This is a genomic window from Apilactobacillus sp. EABW-1NA (assembly GCF_030398685.1).
GTDB lineage: Bacteria > Bacillota > Bacilli > Lactobacillales > Lactobacillaceae > Apilactobacillus > Apilactobacillus waqarii.
The window spans coordinates 61,036-78,880 of record NZ_JAPDKO010000005.1; the positions used below are offsets into that span (position 1 = coordinate 61,036).

Genomic DNA, 17,845 nt, shown 5'->3' on the forward strand with positions numbered 1-17,845 from the left:
TAATAACATGATAAAATTATCTTATAACGAAGTGGAGGAAAGGCTATGGCATACAGTGTAACGGTCGCAGATCTTGTTGAAAACACTCACCTAGATATTTTCTACGGTGAAGAATACTTAGATCGACCAATTACCACGAGCGATATTTCACGCCCTGGTTTGGAATTAACAGGATACTTTAACTACTACCCATCAAAGAGAATTCAATTACTTGGTATTACTGAAACATCATATGCTAAGGGAATGGATAGTAATGAACTTTTTGATGTAATGAAGAAAATGTGTTTACCAGAAACACCAGCATTTGTTATTTCAACTCAATTAGATCCGCCTGATGAATTAATTCGTGCTGCTAAAAACCAACACATTCCAGTGTTAGGTTCAAAGCTAACAACTTCTCGAGTACTAAGTAACATGACTAACTACTTGGAAGGTAAATTAGCCGAAAGAAAATCAATTCATGGTGTGCTAATTGACGTATATGGTTTAGGGGTACTAATGACAGGGGACTCTGGAATTGGTAAGAGTGAAACTGCCTTAGAACTTGTTAAACGTGGTCACAGATTAATTGCCGATGATCGTGTTGAAGTATACCAACAAGATGAACAAACTCTAATTGGTCAAGCACCAATGATTCTAAGACACCTACTAGAAATTAGAGGAATTGGGATTATCGATGTGATGAACCTATTCGGTGCCGGTGCCGTTCGTTCACAGACTAAGGTTGACTTGATTGTTCACCTTGAAAACTGGTCTGATGACACTCCATATGATAGATTGGGTAATGGCGACGAAACACGTCGTATCTTTGACGTTGACGTGCAAAGAGTAAGCATTCCAGTTAAGACTGGTCGTAACTTAGCTATCATTATTGAAGCGGCAGCCATGAACTACCGTGCTAAGAAGATGGGTTATGATGCTACAAAGGTATTTGATGATAACCTAAACAGTTTAATTAAAGAAAATTCAGGTAACAAAAAATAATCCTCTTTTTAGGAAGTGAAAAAAATGTCAATTGCGTTAAATCCAATTGCGTTTAATCTGGGACCTATCTTAGTTCACTGGTACGGGATTTTTATTGCCACAGCAGTATTAATCGCTGTTTACCTTTCGGTTAAGGAAGGAAGAAAACGCGGGATTCAACCAGATAATATATACGATATGATTCTATGGGCTTTGCCAGTGGCAATCATTTGTGCCCGTATTTATTATGTTGTATTTCAATGGTCATACTACAGCCAACATCTAAACGAGATTGTTAAAATCTGGGATGGGGGAATAGCCATCTATGGTGCCTTGATTGGTGCGTTTGTCGTGGTATTCTTATACTGTAGAAGTAAATTAATTTCAGTTTGGTCAATGCTTGATGTGATTGCACCAACTGTGATTATGGGCCAAGGAATTGGTAGATGGGGAAACTTCATGAACCAAGAAGCCTTTGGGAAGATCACCAGCTTAGCGTTCTTGAAGTCACTACACTTACCAAATTTCATTATTAATCAAATGTTTATTCAAGGATTTTATCGCCAACCAACATTCTTGTATGAATCACTATGGGACTTGTTAGGATTTGTTTTATTGATGAATCTTCGTCAAATTCAAGGATTCTTCAAACGTGGTGAAGTGGTATTATCTTACGTTATTTGGTACTCATTCGGTCGATTCTTTGTCGAAGGTATGAGAACTGATAGCTTAATGCTATTTGGTGGAATTCGAGTTTCACAATTATTATCGATTATCCTATTTGTAGGAGCAATCGGATTAATGATCTATCGTCGCAAAAATGATTCTGATTTGCCTTACTACCTAGATGGTAGCAAGTTACAATAATTTTAAGGAGCTATATTTATTATGGTAGAAAAAATTGCAGTGTTAGGAGCAGGCTCATGGGGAAGCATGCTTGCTAATATTTTAGTTGAAAATGGTAATGAAGTACGTTTATGGTCATACAAACAATCACAAGTTGATGAACTAAACAACAAGCACACAAACGAAAAATACATCAAAGATTTTACATATCCAAAAGAACTAGTTGCTTATGCTGATATGAAGGAAGCAATTAGAGGCGTTGATGATATTTTATTTGTTGTTCCAGCACAAGTTACAAGAAGTACTGCAAAACAAGTAAACGAAATCTTAGAAGAGCTAGACATGAAGGTAAACATTATTCATGGTAGTAAAGGGATTGAACAAAAGACTTACAAACGTATGTCAGAAGTTCTAGCTGATGAAATCGATGAAAGTCATCGTAAATCAATCTCAGTTATTTCAGGTCCTAGCCAAGCAGAATCAGTTGCTAAACACGATATTACTTTAGTAACTACTGCTTCAGAAAACATCAAAGATGCTGAACATATTCAATCATTATTCATTAATGATTACTTCAGAGTTTATACTAATGACGACATTATCGGTGTTGAAATTGGGGCAGCTCTAAAGAACATTATTGCTATTGGTGCCGGTGCACTTTACGGTCTAGGATACGCTGACAATGCTAAAGCAGCATTGATGACACGTGGACTTGCCGAAATTTCTCGTTTGGGAACTTCATTCGGTGCTAACCCATTAACATTCACTGGGCTATCAGGTTTCGGTGATGTGATCGTTACTGCAACAAGTAGTGACTCACGTAACTGGCGTGCAGGATATCAACTAGGTAAGGGAGAGACCTTAGATGATATCGTTAAGAACATGGGAATGGTTATTGAAGGTATCGCAACTGCAGAAGCTGCATACGAACTAGCCAACCAACGTGGCATTGATATGCCAATTACTTCAGCAATCTACAAGGTATTACACAAAGAAATTACAATTGATGATGCAATTTCTCAACTAATGCACCGTAAGGGTAGAGCTGAATTAGATTAATATTTAAGAAATAGGAAAATATGAGAAAATAGGAGTTTATATTCATGAAGAAAATCAGAAAAGCAATTATCCCAGCAGCAGGTTTAGGAACTAGATTCCTACCAGAAACTAAGGCAATGCCAAAGGAAATGCTACCAGTAGTTGATAAGCCAGCTATTCAATTAATCGTTGAAGAAGCTATCGCATCAGGAATTACTGACATTTTAATTATTATTGGTAAGGGTAAACGTGCTATTGAAGATCATTTCGATTCAAACACTGAGCTTGAATTGAACCTTGAATCAAAAGGTAAGGATGAAATGCTAAAGGCTGTTAAGAAAACTAACGGTTTGAACATTTACTTTAAGCGTCAAGAACATCCAAATGGTCTAGGTGATGCTGTTCATACTGCTAAGAGTTTCGTTGGTGAAGATCCATTTGTTATCATGCTAGGTGATGATTTAATGACAGATGAAACTCCATTAACTAAGCAATTAATCGACAGTTATGAAGAAACAGGTTCATCAACACTTGCTGTTATGAAGGTTCCTCATGAAGACACATCAAAATATGGTGTTATCAACCCAGCTAAGGAAGTTAGCGAGGGGTTATACGATGTTACTAATTTCGTTGAAAAGCCAAACCCAGAAGATGCTCCAAGTGATTTAGCAATTATTGGTCGTTACCTATTAACTGCTGACATCTTTGACATCCTAGAAAACACTAAACCTGGTAAGGGTAACGAAATTCAATTAACTGATGCCATCGATACTCTAAACAAAAAGGGTAAGGTATACGCTCACGAATTCAAGGGTGATAGATACGACACTGGTAACAAGTTCGGTTGGTTACAAACTAACATCGAATTTGGTCTAAAACACCCAGAAGTTTCTGATGAATTAAAACAATACATCAAGGACTTAGCTAAGAAGTTAGATTAAAATTAGTTTGTGTGCAAATTAATGGACAAATGTTTTGTATGATAGTAAAGTATCATATATTAATTCAATGAAAGGGGGAGCTTAATTATGGAAAAGTATGACGTAATTATTATTGGTGCAGGGCCTGGTGGAATGACATCTGCACTATATGCTTCTCGTGCAAATTTATCAGTAATGATGATTGACCGTGGTATCTACGGTGGTCAAATGAACAACACTGCTGAAATCGAAAACTACCCAGGATTCAAATCAATCCTAGGTCCAGATTTAGCAAAAGAAATGTATGAAAGTTCCACAAACTTCGGTGCCAAGTACGAATATGGAACAGTTGAATCAATCGAAGACAAAGGTGATTCTAAGATTGTTAATACTGACCAAGGTAGCTATGAAGCAGGTGCCGTTATCATTGGTACTGGTTCACAATACAGAAAGCTAGGTGTTCCTGGCGAAGACGAATATGGTGGAAGAGGTGTCTCATACTGTGCCGTATGTGATGGGGCATTCTTCAAGAACCGTGAAGTTGTCGTTGTCGGTGGTGGAGATTCAGCTATCTCTGAAGCACTATACCTTGCAGGGTTAGCTTCAAAGGTTACTGTTATTCACCGTCGTGATCAACTACGTGCACAAAAGGTTATCCAAGACCGTGCATTTGCTAACGACAAGATTGAATTCGTTTGGGACACTAACGTAACTGAAGTTGTTGGTGACAACATGAAGGTTACTGGTGTTAAGACTATCAACAACAAGACAAACGAAGAAGGCGAAATCGCTGCTTCAGGTGTCTTCATTTATGTTGGTAACAACCCAATGACTGAACCTTTCAGTAACTTAAACATTACTGATGAAAAAGGTTGGATCAAGACAAACGAACGTATGGAAACTTCAGTAAAGGGTATCTTTGCTATTGGTGACGTACGTGAAAAAGAATTAAGACAAGTAACTACTGCTGTTGGTGACGGTGGTATTGCTGGTCAAAACGCATTCGAATACGTATCTTCATTACACTAAAAAGCGTGATTAAAAAGACTGGTCAAATGGCCAGTCTTTTTTGTGCCTACAAGGAGAACATTAGTTTTAGAAAGTTTGTTCGTATGTTAGAATATTATTAAACTACAGTGAATGAGCCTAGAGCTCCGAGTTAAAAACAAAGGAGGACTTTGTTTGGAAATAAAACGTGAAGAGAACAATAAATTTGATTTAGTTTCGAAATACAAACCTACTGGTGACCAACCTGAAGCAATTAGTAAATTAACTAAGGGTGTATTGGATGGTCAAAAGAATCAAATCTTATTAGGTGCCACTGGGACAGGTAAGACCTTTACCATTTCTAATGTGATTAAAAACGTTAATAAGCCCACATTGATTTTGTCTCATAATAAGACACTTGCTGGTCAACTATACAGTGAGTTTAAGGAATTCTTCCCTAACAATGCGGTTGAATATTTCGTCAGTTATTATGATTACTACCAACCTGAAGCTTACGTTCCATCGAGTGATACCTACATTGAAAAGGATTCTTCAATCAATGATGAAATTGATAAACTTCGTCATGCGGCCACTAACTCATTGCTTACTAGAAATGATGTTATTATCGTCGCATCTGTTTCATCAATCTTTGGATTAGGTAGTCCTAAGGAATACTACAAGCACACCATTCCATTGAGTGTTGGTCAACAAATTGAAAGAGATGAACTACTTAGAAAGTTAGTCGAAATTCAATTTGATAGAAACGATATCGATTTCCAACGTGGTCGTTTCAGAGTCCACGGGGATGTTGTCGACATTTTCCCAGCTTCTGGGGATCAACATGCATACCGAGTTGAATTCTTCGGTGATGAAATCGATTCAATTAAGGAAATCGATACATTAACCGGTGAATTCATTGGTAAGAAAGACGACATCATTATCTTCCCAGCGACCCACTTCTTGACCGATGATCAAAACATGGATCACGCGTTGAAGGGCATCAAGGAAGAAATGAAGGAACAAGTTGCCAAATTTGAAAAAGAGGGTAAGTTACTAGAAGCCCAACGTTTGAAGCAACGTACCACTTACGATATCGAAATGATGGCCGAAATGGGTTACACTAACGGGATTGAAAATTATTCCAGATATATGGATAACAGAAAACCAGGTGAAGCTCCTTACACATTACTAGATTTCTTCCCCGACGATTACTTGTTAGTTGTCGATGAATCTCACCAAACATTGCCACAAGTAGGTGGAATGTACAACGGTGATAAGGCCAGAAAAGAACGTCTAATCGAATATGGATTCAGACTACCAAGTGCTTTGGATAACCGTCCATTGAAGATGCCTGAATTTAAAGAACGTGTTAACCAAGCCATCTACATGTCAGCCACTCCTGGTCCACGTGAACTAGAAGAAACCTCTGAAAAGAACATTGTTCAACAAATCATTCGTCCAACTGGACTATTGGATCCAACTGTTGAAGTGCGTCCAATCATGGGACAAATGGATGACTTAGTTGGTGAAATCAACGAACGCATTGCCAAGAACGAAAGAACGTTTGTAACCACCTTGACCAAGAAGATGTCCGAAGATTTAACCGACTATCTAAAGGACTTAGGAATCAAGGTTGCATATCTACATTCTGACGTTAAGACGCTTGAACGTACCAAGATTATTCGTGATCTTCGTTTAGGTAAATACGATGTGTTAGTTGGAATTAACCTTCTAAGGGAAGGGATTGACGTTCCTGAAGTATCCTTGGTTGCCATCTTGGATGCCGATAAGGAAGGTTTCCTAAGAAATGAACGTTCATTAATTCAAACCATTGGTCGTGCCGCCAGAAATGAAAATGGTGCTGTTATTATGTATGCCGATAACATGACCGATTCAATGCAAAAAGCGATTGATGAAACCGCTAGAAGAAGAAGCATTCAAAAGAAATACAACGAAGACCATGGTATTACACCACATACCATCAAGAAGCCAATTAGAGACCTTATTAGTTACGACAATAATAAGAATGACGATTCTTCAGAAGACCACTCATTTGTAGAATCAGACTTCCAAAAGCTATCTAAGAAGGATCAAAAGCAAATGATTGAAACATTGACCAAGGAAATGAAGCACGCAGCTGCTAAACTTGATTTCGAAAAGGCGGCAGCTTTACGTGATACTGTCATGGAATTAAAGGGTCAAATGTAAGGGGGGCAAAAACTTGCAAAACGATAAAATTGTCATTAAAGGTGCCAGAGCACATAACTTAAAAGACATCAGTGTTGAAATTCCTAAGAACAAATTAACTGTTATGACCGGTTTATCAGGTTCAGGAAAGAGTTCATTGGCATTCGATACACTATATGCTGAAGGACAACGTCGATACGTTGAAAGCTTGTCTTCATACGCACGTCAATTCTTGGGTCAAATGGATAAACCAGACGTTGATTCAATCGAAGGATTGAGTCCAGCAATTGCGATTGACCAAAAGACCACTTCCAAGAATCCACGTTCAACCGTTGGAACCGTTACTGAAATTAACGATTACTTTAGATTGCTATGGGCACGTGTTGGAACACCAATCTGTCCAAACGATGGAACCAAGATTACCAGACAATCAATTGATCAAATGATTGATGAAGTCCTTGCTTTGCCTGAAAGAACCAAGCTTCAAATCTTATCACCAGTGGTTAGACAACAACGTGGTCAACACAAGAAGGTTATCGATAAGATTAAACGTGAAGGTTTCGTTAGATACCGTGTAGACGGTGAAGTTCACGAAATCGAAGATGACGTTCAACTAGACAAGAACAAGTACCACGACATCGAAATCGTGGTTGATAGAATCATCGTTAAAGATGGTATTAAGTCTCGTTTATCAGACTCACTTGAAACTGCATTAAGACTAAGTGATGGTTATGCCGTTGCCGACTTGATGGGGAAGGATGACAATTTAATCTTCTCCGAACACTACGCATGTCCACTTTGTGGATTTACCGTTAGTGAATTGGAACCACGTCTATTCTCATTTAACTCACCAATTGGCGCTTGTCCAAGCTGTGATGGTTTAGGGATGAAATTAGAAGTAGACGAAAGTTTGGTTATTCCTGACAAGAATAAAACATTAAACGAAGGGGCAATTGAACCCTGGAATCCAATTAGTTCTAAATTCTACCCAAGCTTGCTAGAACAAGCCTGTGAAGCATTTGGTATTGATATGGATACTCCATTTAAAAAGCTTCCTAAGAAGCAACGTGACCTAATTTTATACGGTTCAAACGGAAAAGAATTCCACTTCCACTTCAACAGTAACTTCGGTGGCATTAGAGACACCGACGCACCTTTTGAAGGAGTTATTAACAACATCGACCGTCGTTACAAGGAAACCAACAGTGATTTCACTAGAGACCAAATGCGTCTATATATGACTGAATTAACATGTCAAACCTGTCACGGTTTTCGTTTAAACAAAGAAGCACTAAGTGTGAAGGTCGACGGATTAAACATCAGTGAAGCTACTGACCTAGACGTTGTCAAAGAATTAAACTTCTTCTCTCAATTGAAATTCGGTGAAAAGGATAGCGTCGTTGCTAAGCCAATCCTAAAGGAAATTATCGATCGATTAACTTTCCTAAAGAACGTGGGGTTGGATTATCTAACACTTTCCAGAACTGCCGGAACACTATCCGGTGGTGAATCACAACGTATTCGTTTAGCTACTCAAATTGGTTCAAACCTATCAGGAGTGCTATACGTATTGGACGAACCATCAATTGGGTTACACCAACGTGATAACGACCGTTTAATTTCTTCACTAAAATCAATGCGTGACTTGGGTAATACACTAGTTGTCGTAGAACACGGTGAAGATACCCAACGTTCTGCCGACTACATCGTTGATATCGGACCAGGTGCCGGAACCAATGGTGGTAATGTTATGGCAGTTGGAACTCCCGATGAAGTCGCTCAAAACGATAACTCACTAACTGGTCAATACCTATCAGGTAAGAAGTTTGTTCCGGTTCCATTGAAACGTCGTAAGGGTAACGGTAAGAAGATTAAGGTTACCGGAGCTTCTGAAAATAATTTGAAGAACGTTACTGCCGAAATTCCATTAGGTGAATTTAACGTTGTAACAGGGGTTTCTGGTTCAGGTAAATCAACATTGATTAACCGCATTGTTAAACGTGCGATTGCACAAAAACTAAACCATAACTCCGAAAAGCCAGGTAAGTATAAATCAATCTCTGGTTACAAGAACATCGATAAGCTAATTAACATTGACCAAAGCCCAATCGGAAGAACTCCTCGTAGTAATCCTGCTACCTATACCGGAGTATTTGACGACATTAGAACGTTGTTTGCTGAAACTAACGAAGCTAAACTTCGTGGATACCAAAAGGGTCGTTTCAGTTTTAATGTTAAGGGTGGTCGTTGTGAAACCTGTCATGGGGATGGAATTCTAAAGATTGAAATGAACTTCCTACCTGACGTTTACGTGCCTTGTGAAGTTTGCCATGGTAAACGTTACAACGCCGAAACACTGGAAGTTGAGTACAAGGGTAAGAACATTTCTGATGTCTTGGACATGACTGTCGATCAAGCACTTGATTTCTTCTCATCAATTCCAAAGATTACTAGAAAACTAGAAACCATTGATGAAGTAGGACTAGGATATGTTCAACTTGGCCAATCAGCAACTACTTTGTCTGGTGGGGAAGCTCAAAGAATGAAGTTAGCTTCTGAACTATACAAGAAGTCAGCTGGAAACAATCTATACATCTTAGATGAACCAACCATTGGTTTACACACAGATGACATCAACCGTTTGCTAGTTGTCCTACACGAACTAGTCGAACAAGGTAATACTGTTTTAATTATTGAACACAACCTAGACGTGATTAAGACAGCTGATCATATTATCGACCTAGGACCTGAAGGAGGAGATGGTGGTGGTGAAATCATCGCTACTGGAACTCCTGAAGAAATCGTGAAGGTCAAGGAAAGCTATACTGGTCAATACTTAAAGCCAGTCTTAGAACGTGATACCAAACGAACTAAAGAAGCAATAAAATAAAAAAAGCGTGATGACACGCTTTTTTATTTGCCTTTGAAATGACACGCCCGGGTATGTGTGTTATACTTTCTTAGTTGAAAAAATTGAAAGGAGGAAACGATTTGATGAAAGACAATCAAGCCAGAAAGAACGTCGTTGTCATCGGTGGCGGAACTGGTTTACCAGTTATCTTAAATAACCTAAAGAACGAAAATGTCGACATTACCGCGATTGTTAATATCTCGGATGACGGTGGATCATCAGGTCGTTTACGCAATGAAATTAATATTGTTCCTCCTGGAGATATTCGAAATGTCTTAGTGTCATTATCTAATTTGTCAAAGGACAAACTGGACTTATTTCAATATCGTTTCAAAAAGGGCGATCATTTCTTGTCTGAACATTCGTTAGGGAACTTAATCATTGCTGCGATGACAGAAATGAAGGGTGATGTAAACATCGCCGTTGAAGCACTAAGTCAGATGATGGAAATCACTGGGAAGATTTATCCAGCCACTAACGAGAAGTTACAGCTATGCGCTGAATTCGAGGATGGTTCAACCATGACTGGTGAATATGAAATTACCTATGCGGATAAAAAGATTAACCGTGTTTGGGTAGAATCCAGTGATAATCAAGACGAAATCCCACATGCTAATCAAAAGGTCATTGATGCCATTTTGGCTGCTGACCAGATTGTGTTAGGGCCAGGCAGTCTATTCACCAGCATCTTGCCAAATCTAATGATTAAGAACCTAGGAGAGGCCGTTTTAGCGTCTAAAGCGCAGGTGGTATACATTTGTAATATCATTACGCAAAAGGGCGAAACTGACCATTTTTCAGACGCTCAACACGTTGAAGTGTTGAACCGTCACATGAAGTCAAACTTCATTGATGTCGTAATCGTAAACAAACAACCAGTTGATACCGATTTAATTAATCGAGAAGTGTTTAACGAGATTGAAAATCCGGTTAAACACGATGAAAAAGCAATTCAGGCAATGGGATGTGAATGCATCTATGATGACTTCTTAATGTTAAGCCACCAAGGGGCATTCCATGATGGAAAAAAGGTTGCCGATACATTATTCAAACTGGTTTCAAAAAGATAGGATGATTAAAAATGTCATACGCAAGTGACGTAAAAAAGGAGCTAACGACTTTAGAAGTTCATAAGGAAAACGCCAAGGCAGAACTAATGGCGCTAATTCGAATGAACGGTTCGATTTCGTTAGCTAATCGCAAAATTATTTTAAATATTCAAACCGAAAATCCAGCCATCGCTCGTCGTATCTATAAGTTGATTTTAGAATTCTACGAGGTGGAAAGTAAACTTGTTGTTAGAAAGAAAATGAAGTTAAACAAGAACAATGTCTACGTCGTAAGAATTGCTAACCAAGCACAAGCAATCCTCGATGACTTAGGGATTTTTGATAACTACCAAATCGTGGAAAGAGTGCCAATCGAATTATTAAAGGATGATTCTCAAGTGAGATCATATCTAAGAGGGGCCTTTTTAGCTGGGGGCTCTGTGAACAATCCAGAAACTTCCAGATACCATCTAGAAATCTACTCGTTGTACGAAGAACACAATGACATGATTTCTGAAATGATGAACAAATACGAATTAAATTCAAGAACGACCGATCGAAGAAGCGGATACATCACATACTTGAAGGAAGCTGAAAAGATTGCTAACTTCTTGCAATTAATTGGTGCAACCAATGCGATGTTGAAATTCGAAGATGTCAGAATCATGCGTGATATGAGAAACTCTGTGAATAGATTAGTAAACTGTGAAAATGCTAATATGAACAAGGTTGCTAATGCTTCAACCAAGCAAATTTCTAATATTCAATTCATTGATGACACCGTTGGATTGGACAAGTTACCTGAAAAACTATACGAAGTGGCCATTACCAGAATGAAGATGCCGGAAGTTAGTTTGAAGGAATTAAGTGAATCATTGCCAAGTGGGGCAATTTCTAAGTCAGGGATTAACCACCGTTTGAGAAAAATCAATGAATTCGCCGATAAAATCAGAGAAGAAGCCGTTTCATAAAATGGCACAAAAAAAGACGTTAACCGAAGTTAACGTCTTTTTTATTATCTAATTATTTTCTTTCAGAACTGTTAGTCATGATGCTATCAATCAATCCATAGTCGACAGCTTCTTGAGCGCTTAAGTACTTATCACGTTCAGTATCTAGGTTAACCTTTTCAATTGATTGACCTGAGTTTTGAGCTAAGATTTCGTTGATCATCTTTCTAGTCTTTAAGATTGATTCGGCAGCAATAGCAATTTCAGTTTGTTGACCTTGAGCACCACCAGAAGGTTGGTGAATCAATACTTCAGAGTGAGGTAAAGCAAAACGCTTACCCTTAGTACCTGAAGAAGCCAAGACACTGGCCATTGATGCAGCCATACCCATAACGATAGTTTGAACATCAGCTTTGATAAATTGCATAGTATCGTAGATGGCCATACCGGCTGTTACAACACCACCAGGTGAGTTGATGTATAAGTAGATGTCTTTTTCAGAATCTTGTGCATCTAGGAATAATAATTGAGCAATGATTGTGTTTGCCATGTTGTCTTCAATTGGACCAGATAACATAATAATTCTGTCTTTTAATAATCTTGAGTAAATGTCATATGCGCGTTCACCGTTTGATGATTGTTCAATGACAGTTGGGACTAAATTCATAATTTTATCCTCCCTTGCTTTCAATTCAATTTGAGTTATATTAATTTTATCTCAATGGTCAATTAAGGTCAAATGATTTTATTTGACTTAATCACCAATGCATCTGGAGGGAATCGAACCCCCATCGAAAGAACCGGAATCTTTAGTGCTATCCATTACACTACAGATGCATTTCAACAGATTAAACTATAAATGAAAAGGGGGTTAAATTCAAGAAACACACTGAGGTAATTGATTTGCAAACTAAAATTAGCACTGATATACTTAGAGCGTAAGGATTTTATACAGAAAATAACTGTTACAAATTAGTACTGGTTATTTTTTTAAAATTACTGAGCATGTATTATAGACTGATCGGTAAAAAAGTAGTAGTATTTAATCCGTACGTAGTACTCAAATTTATTTCTCTAGGAGGAAAACAGTTATGACTGTAAAAATTGGTATTAACGGTTTTGGTCGTATTGGTCGTTTGGCTTTCAAACGTATCCACGAACTAAACTCAGACGATATTGAAGTTGCTGCTATTAATGATTTAACAACTCCTTCAATGCTTGCATACTTATTAAAATATGATTCAACACATGGTAAATTCCCAGGTGAAGTTACTTCAACCGATAACGGAATCGTTGTTGACGGTAAGGAAGTTCCAGTTTACGCTGAACGCAATGCCGCTGACCTACCATGGGTTAAAAATGATGGTGTTGACTTTGTACTAGAATGTACTGGTTTCTACACTTCAGAAGAAAAATCACAAGCTCACTTAGACGCTGGTGCAAAGCGTGTTCTAATCTCTGCACCTGCAGGTCAAATCAAGACTGTTGTTCCTGGTGTTAACTTGGATACTCTAACTGCTGACGACAAGATCGTTTCAGCTGGTTCATGTACTACAAGTAGTATCGCTCCTACAGCATACTTCTTAAACAAAGACTTTGGTATCAAAGTTGGTACTATGACTACTATCCACGCATTCACTTCAACTCAAGCTATCCTAGATGGCCCTCGTGGTAAGAAGTTCAGAAACAACCGTACTGCTTCAACTAACACTATTCCTCACTCAACTGGTGCTGCTAAGGCCTTAGGTCTTGTTGTTCCAGAACTTGATGGTAAGTTAAACGGTGTGGCTCAACGTGTTGGTATCGTTGACGGTTCATTAACTGAATTAACTGCTATCGTTGACAAGAAGAACGTTACTGCTGACGAAGTTAACGCTAAGATGAAAGAATACACTGAAGGTAACGAAGCATTTGGTTACAATGACGAACCAATCGTTTCAAGTGATATTATTGGTGATACTCACGGATCAGTATTTGATGCTACTCAAACTGATGTTACTACTTTTGGTGATGACCAACTTGTTAAGGTATGGTCATGGTACGATAACGAATGGGGCTTCACTTGCAACATGGTTCGTACTTTACTACACTTCGCTCAACTATAATCTAAATTATAATTTAGCAAGGCATAAGGTGGAGGAGGCAATTGCCTCCTCCATTTTTTATAACAATTACTTTCGGCTTAGAAATTCTTTGAAATAAAGAAATAAATGAAGTATATTGAAATTGTTACATCAATTTTAAATAATTTTTGGGAGGTAATCTAGATTGGCTAAGACAGTTGTTTCTGATTTAGATTTAAAAGGCAAAAAAGTTTTAATGCGTGTCGACTTCAACGTTCCTATTAAAGACGGTGTTGTTGGTGACACAAGTCGTATCGTTGGTGCTATTCCAACAATCAAATACGTAATCGAACATGGTGGAAAGGCAGTTCTATTCTCTCACCTTGGTCGTATCAAGACTGAAGATGACAAGAAGGAACTATCATTACGTCCAGTTGCTGCAAAGCTTTCTGAACTAATTGACAAACCTGTTACTTTCGTTCCCGAAACTGAAGGTCCAAAGCTTGAAGAAGCTATCAACAACATGAATGATGGTGACATCGTTGTTGTCGAAAACACTCGTTTTGAAGATGTTGTAAATGGTGAAAACGTAAAACGTGAATCTGGTAACGATCCTAAGTTAGGTCAATACTGGGCTTCACTAGGTGATTGCTTCGTAAACGATGCATTCGGTACTGCTCACCGTGAACATGCTTCAAACGTTGGTATTGCACGTGCAATGGAAGCAGAAAACAAGCCAGTTGCCGCTGGTTTCCTAATGGAAAAAGAAATTAAGTTTATCGGTGGTGCCGTAAACAATCCTAAACGTCCATTTGTTGCCATCTTAGGTGGTGCAAAGGTTTCAGATAAGATTGGTGTTATCGATAACCTATTAGACAAGGCTGACCACATCATCATTGGTGGTGGTATGACTTACACATTCTACGCAGCTAAAGGTTTCACTATCGGTAACTCATTAGTTGAAAAGGACAAGATTGACACTGCTAAGGAAATCCTAGCAAAGGGTGGCGACAAGATCGTTCTACCTGTTGACTCAGTTGTTGCTCCAGAATTCAACAATGATGCACCTACTCAAGTAGTTGGTGAAAACATTCCTGATGGCCAAATGGCTCTAGACATTGGTCCTAAGAGTATCGAACTATTCGAAAACGTTCTAAGAGACGCTAAGACTGTAGTTTGGAACGGACCTATGGGTGTATTCGAAATGAGTAACTTTGCTAAGGGTACTCTAGCTATTGGTAAGTTCTTAGGTGACTTAACTGACGCTACTACTGTTGTTGGTGGTGGTGACTCAACTGCCGCATGTAACGAACTAGGTGTAGCTGACAAGCTATCACACGTTTCAACCGGTGGTGGTGCTTCACTAGAATACATGGAAGGTAAGACTCTTCCAGGTATCGCCGCTATTACTGATAAATAAGAATAATATCTTTTTAAGATTCGATGTATAACATCGGGTCTTTTTTTTGTATAATAAAAGGAGTGAAATTTTTATTAAAAAAGAGGCGCAATTTGTTAATATCAATTGTTTAGTGATATCATTGGTATATAGCGATTTGTAATAATCTGTTTAAAAGAATAGGAGGTAAAAAATGAGAACTCCTTTTATCGTTGGAAATTGGAAAATGAATTTAACATTACATGAAGTTGAAGAATTCTTAGATGCAGTCAAAGGGAACCTACCAGATCCTAAAGAAGTTGAATGCGCAATCGCTGCATCATCAATTTACATGGATGTATTAACTAGATTTTGTAAAGAAGAAACAAATCTAAAAACTGCCGCCCAAAACTGTTTCTACAAAGATTCAGGTGCATACACCGGCGAAGTAAGCCCGATGGCACTTGCTGATATGGGTGTTAATTACGTTATGTTAGGTCATTCAGAACGTCGCAAATACTTTGGCGAAACCAATAAGATGATTAACAAAAAGGTTAAGGCCGTTTTAGCTAACAATATGGTGCCAATTATTTGTTGTGATGAAACAATGGCCAAGCGAAAGACCTATGATGAAATGAACTGGGTGGTAAATCCAGTCATTGAAGCATTAAAGGGAATTTCAGAAGACGATGCTAAAAAGATTGTTATTGGTTATGAACCAAGTTGGGCAATTGGAACTGGGAAATCAGCCAGTGGTGCTGAAGTTCAAGAAGCATGTTTTCTAATTCGTGAAACATTGAAAGATTTGTATGGTGATGATATTGCCAACCAAATCAGAATCGTTTACGGGGGAAGCGTTAACGCCAGAAATGTTTCAGAAATTATGAGTCAAGACGATGTTGATGGGGTCTTACCTGGAAAGAGCAGTTTAAAGGCCAAAGAATTCATCAAAATTGTCAATTACCAAAATAATTAACAGATTGAACAGTTTTTTATTGAAACTTGGTCTGTAAAATAATAAAATAAAAGTAGCCTTGATTCCGAGGTAACAACTTTCATTAAGGAGAGAATAAAATGTCAATTATTTCAGATATTTATGCTCGAGAAGTACTAGATTCTCGTGGAAATCCTACAGTTGAAGTAGAACTATATACTGAAGCAGGTGCAATGGGACGCGGTATCGTTCCTTCAGGTGCATCTACTGGTGAACACGAAGCCGTTGAATTACGTGACGGTGATAAAAACCGTTTCATGGGTAAAGGTGTTACTAAGGCTGTTAACAACGTTAATAACATTATCGCTAAGGAAATCGTAGGTTACGACGTAACTGATCAAGTTGCTATTGATGAAGCTATGATTAAATTAGATGGTACTCCTAACAAAGGTAAGTTAGGTGCCAACGCTATTTTAGGTGTTTCATTAGCTGCTGCACGTGCTGCTGCCGATGAACTAGGTGTTCCTTTATACAACTACTTAGGTGGTTTCAACGGACACGTATTACCAACACCAATGATGAACGTTATCAATGGTGGTAAGCATGCCAACAACAAAGTTGACTTCCAAGAATTCATGATTATGCCTGTTGGTGCGGAAACTGTTAAAGAAGCTGTTCGTATGGGTTCAGAAACTTTCCACAACCTAAAAGCTATCTTGAACGAAAAGGGTTACTCAACTGCCGTAGGTGACGAAGGTGGTTTTGCTCCTGACTTGAAGAACAACGAAGAACCATTCGAAATCTTAGTAGAAGCTATCCAACGTGCTGGTTACAAGCCAGGTAAAGACGTTTCAATCGCCTTTGACTGTGCTGCTTCAGAATTCTACGATGCAGAAACTAAGAAGTACAACTTAGTAGGTGATGGTAAGTCATACTCTGCTGATGAATTTGTTACATTACTAGAACAATTAGTTGACAAGTACCCAATTATCTCAATCGAAGATCCATTGGATGAAAACGAATGGGCAGATTGGCAAATGGCTACTGAACGTCTAGGTAAGAAAGTTCAAATCGTTGGTGACGATTTATTCGTAACTAACACTGATTACCTACAAAAGGGTATTAAGATGGGTGTTGCTAACGCAATCCTTATCAAGCTAAACCAAATTGGTACTTTAACAGAAACTGTAAACGCTGTTGAAATGGCTAAAGAAGCTAACTACACAGCTATCATCTCACACCGTTCTGGTGAAACTGAAGATACTACAATTTCTGACTTAGTTGTTGCTCTAAACGCTGGTCAAATTAAGACTGGTTCAATGAGTCGTGGCGAACGTATCGCTAAGTACAACCAACTAATGAGAATTGAAGATCAATTAGCTTCAGTTGCAGAATACAAGGGTATCAACTCATTCTACAACCTAACTGAAGAAGCTCGTAACAACGTTATTAACAAATAATAACTAACTGTTACTAAAAAAGCATTGAATTAGGAACTGAAGTTATAATATTGAACAGATAAATAAAAGCACTTTCGATAAAATGATTATTTTAATTTGATAAAATAACATAATTCGGAGGTGTTTTTTGTATGGCTAATAATAGATATTCATATGAAA

The 17,845-nt window shown here is 38.2% G+C and carries 14 protein-coding genes and 1 tRNA gene; 13 read left to right on the forward strand and 2 right to left on the reverse strand.

Annotated features, from left to right (window positions below; genetic code table 11):
* Window positions 1–45: 45 nt before the first annotated feature.
* The 9 genes from hprK to whiA all read left to right on the forward strand — a co-directional run bounded on the left by hprK (window position 46) and on the right by whiA (window position 11,872).
* Window positions 46–984, forward strand: a complete 939-nt coding sequence (hprK, locus tag OEZ61_RS02585) for an HPr(Ser) kinase/phosphatase (RefSeq protein ID WP_041152536.1) — start codon at window positions 46–48, stop codon at window positions 982–984.
* Between the two features lie 24 nt (window positions 985–1,008).
* The gene (lgt, locus tag OEZ61_RS02590; protein WP_057197580.1) at window positions 1,009–1,830 is read left to right on the forward strand and encodes a prolipoprotein diacylglyceryl transferase; all 822 of its coding nucleotides are present in this window, start codon (window positions 1,009–1,011) and stop codon (window positions 1,828–1,830) included.
* A 21-nt stretch (window positions 1,831–1,851) separates the two neighbouring features.
* Complete coding sequence (locus OEZ61_RS02595; RefSeq protein ID WP_034531940.1) at window positions 1,852–2,868, forward strand: NAD(P)H-dependent glycerol-3-phosphate dehydrogenase; 1,017 nt, start codon at window positions 1,852–1,854, stop codon at window positions 2,866–2,868.
* Window positions 2,869–2,912: 44 nt separating this feature from the next.
* On the forward strand, window positions 2,913–3,788 hold the full coding sequence (gene galU / locus OEZ61_RS02600) for a UTP--glucose-1-phosphate uridylyltransferase GalU (RefSeq protein ID WP_041152539.1): 876 nt from the start codon (window positions 2,913–2,915) through the stop codon (window positions 3,786–3,788).
* 84 nt (window positions 3,789–3,872) lie between these two features.
* The gene (trxB, locus tag OEZ61_RS02605; RefSeq protein ID WP_057197581.1) at window positions 3,873–4,796 is read left to right on the forward strand and encodes a thioredoxin-disulfide reductase; all 924 of its coding nucleotides are present in this window, start codon (window positions 3,873–3,875) and stop codon (window positions 4,794–4,796) included.
* A gap of 159 nt (window positions 4,797–4,955) precedes the next feature.
* Window positions 4,956–6,962, forward strand: a complete 2,007-nt coding sequence (uvrB, locus tag OEZ61_RS02610) for an excinuclease ABC subunit UvrB (protein WP_290046851.1) — start codon at window positions 4,956–4,958, stop codon at window positions 6,960–6,962.
* A gap of 13 nt (window positions 6,963–6,975) precedes the next feature.
* Window positions 6,976–9,831, forward strand: coding sequence for an excinuclease ABC subunit UvrA (uvrA, locus tag OEZ61_RS02615; protein WP_290046849.1), 2,856 nt, complete (start codon window positions 6,976–6,978; stop codon window positions 9,829–9,831).
* A 104-nt stretch (window positions 9,832–9,935) separates the two neighbouring features.
* Window positions 9,936–10,922, forward strand: a complete 987-nt coding sequence (locus OEZ61_RS02620) for a gluconeogenesis factor YvcK family protein (protein ID WP_290046852.1) — start codon at window positions 9,936–9,938, stop codon at window positions 10,920–10,922.
* A gap of 11 nt (window positions 10,923–10,933) precedes the next feature.
* Window positions 10,934–11,872, forward strand: a complete 939-nt coding sequence (gene whiA, locus OEZ61_RS02625; RefSeq protein WP_034534634.1) for a DNA-binding protein WhiA — start codon at window positions 10,934–10,936, stop codon at window positions 11,870–11,872.
* Between the two features lie 52 nt (window positions 11,873–11,924).
* Here the strand turns inward: whiA and clpP are convergent, their stop codons facing one another.
* Together clpP and OEZ61_RS02635 are read right to left on the reverse strand one after the other, a co-directional pair.
* Window positions 11,925–12,521 (reverse strand): ATP-dependent Clp endopeptidase proteolytic subunit ClpP, encoded by a 597-nt coding sequence (clpP, locus tag OEZ61_RS02630; RefSeq protein ID WP_290046853.1) that lies wholly within the window; start codon window positions 12,519–12,521, stop codon window positions 11,925–11,927.
* A 95-nt stretch (window positions 12,522–12,616) separates the two neighbouring features.
* A tRNA-Arg gene (locus OEZ61_RS02635) sits at window positions 12,617–12,688 on the reverse strand.
* Window positions 12,689–12,942: 254 nt separating this feature from the next.
* Between OEZ61_RS02635 and gap the strand changes: the two genes are divergently transcribed.
* The 4 genes from gap to eno all read left to right on the forward strand — a co-directional run bounded on the left by gap (window position 12,943) and on the right by eno (window position 17,686).
* Window positions 12,943–13,956 (forward strand): type I glyceraldehyde-3-phosphate dehydrogenase, encoded by a 1,014-nt coding sequence (gene gap, locus OEZ61_RS02640; protein ID WP_034531952.1) that lies wholly within the window; start codon window positions 12,943–12,945, stop codon window positions 13,954–13,956.
* Between the two features lie 163 nt (window positions 13,957–14,119).
* Complete coding sequence (locus OEZ61_RS02645; protein ID WP_041152543.1) at window positions 14,120–15,334, forward strand: phosphoglycerate kinase; 1,215 nt, start codon at window positions 14,120–14,122, stop codon at window positions 15,332–15,334.
* Window positions 15,335–15,506: 172 nt separating this feature from the next.
* Window positions 15,507–16,268 carry a triose-phosphate isomerase gene (gene tpiA / locus OEZ61_RS02650; RefSeq protein ID WP_217304187.1) on the forward strand — a complete coding sequence of 254 codons (762 nt, stop codon included), beginning with the start codon at window positions 15,507–15,509 and terminating at the stop codon, window positions 16,266–16,268.
* Window positions 16,269–16,366: 98 nt separating this feature from the next.
* Entirely contained in the window at window positions 16,367–17,686 is a 1,320-nt protein-coding gene (eno, locus tag OEZ61_RS02655) for a phosphopyruvate hydratase (RefSeq protein ID WP_034531957.1), read from the forward strand.
* Window positions 17,687–17,845: the final 159 nt, after the last annotated feature.

Coding starts and splice junctions, on each gene's coding strand:
- hprK (WP_041152536.1), top strand. CDS start 46: ATGGCATACAGTGTAACGGTCGCAGATCTTGTTGAAAACACTCACCTA.
- lgt (WP_057197580.1), top strand. CDS start 1,009: ATGTCAATTGCGTTAAATCCAATTGCGTTTAATCTGGGACCTATCTTA.
- OEZ61_RS02595 (WP_034531940.1), top strand. CDS start 1,852: ATGGTAGAAAAAATTGCAGTGTTAGGAGCAGGCTCATGGGGAAGCATG.
- galU (WP_041152539.1), top strand. CDS start 2,913: ATGAAGAAAATCAGAAAAGCAATTATCCCAGCAGCAGGTTTAGGAACT.
- OEZ61_RS02620 (WP_290046852.1), top strand. CDS start 9,936: ATGAAAGACAATCAAGCCAGAAAGAACGTCGTTGTCATCGGTGGCGGA.
- whiA (WP_034534634.1), top strand. CDS start 10,934: ATGTCATACGCAAGTGACGTAAAAAAGGAGCTAACGACTTTAGAAGTT.
- gap (WP_034531952.1), top strand. CDS start 12,943: ATGACTGTAAAAATTGGTATTAACGGTTTTGGTCGTATTGGTCGTTTG.
- tpiA (WP_217304187.1), top strand. CDS start 15,507: ATGAGAACTCCTTTTATCGTTGGAAATTGGAAAATGAATTTAACATTA.
- eno (WP_034531957.1), top strand. CDS start 16,367: ATGTCAATTATTTCAGATATTTATGCTCGAGAAGTACTAGATTCTCGT.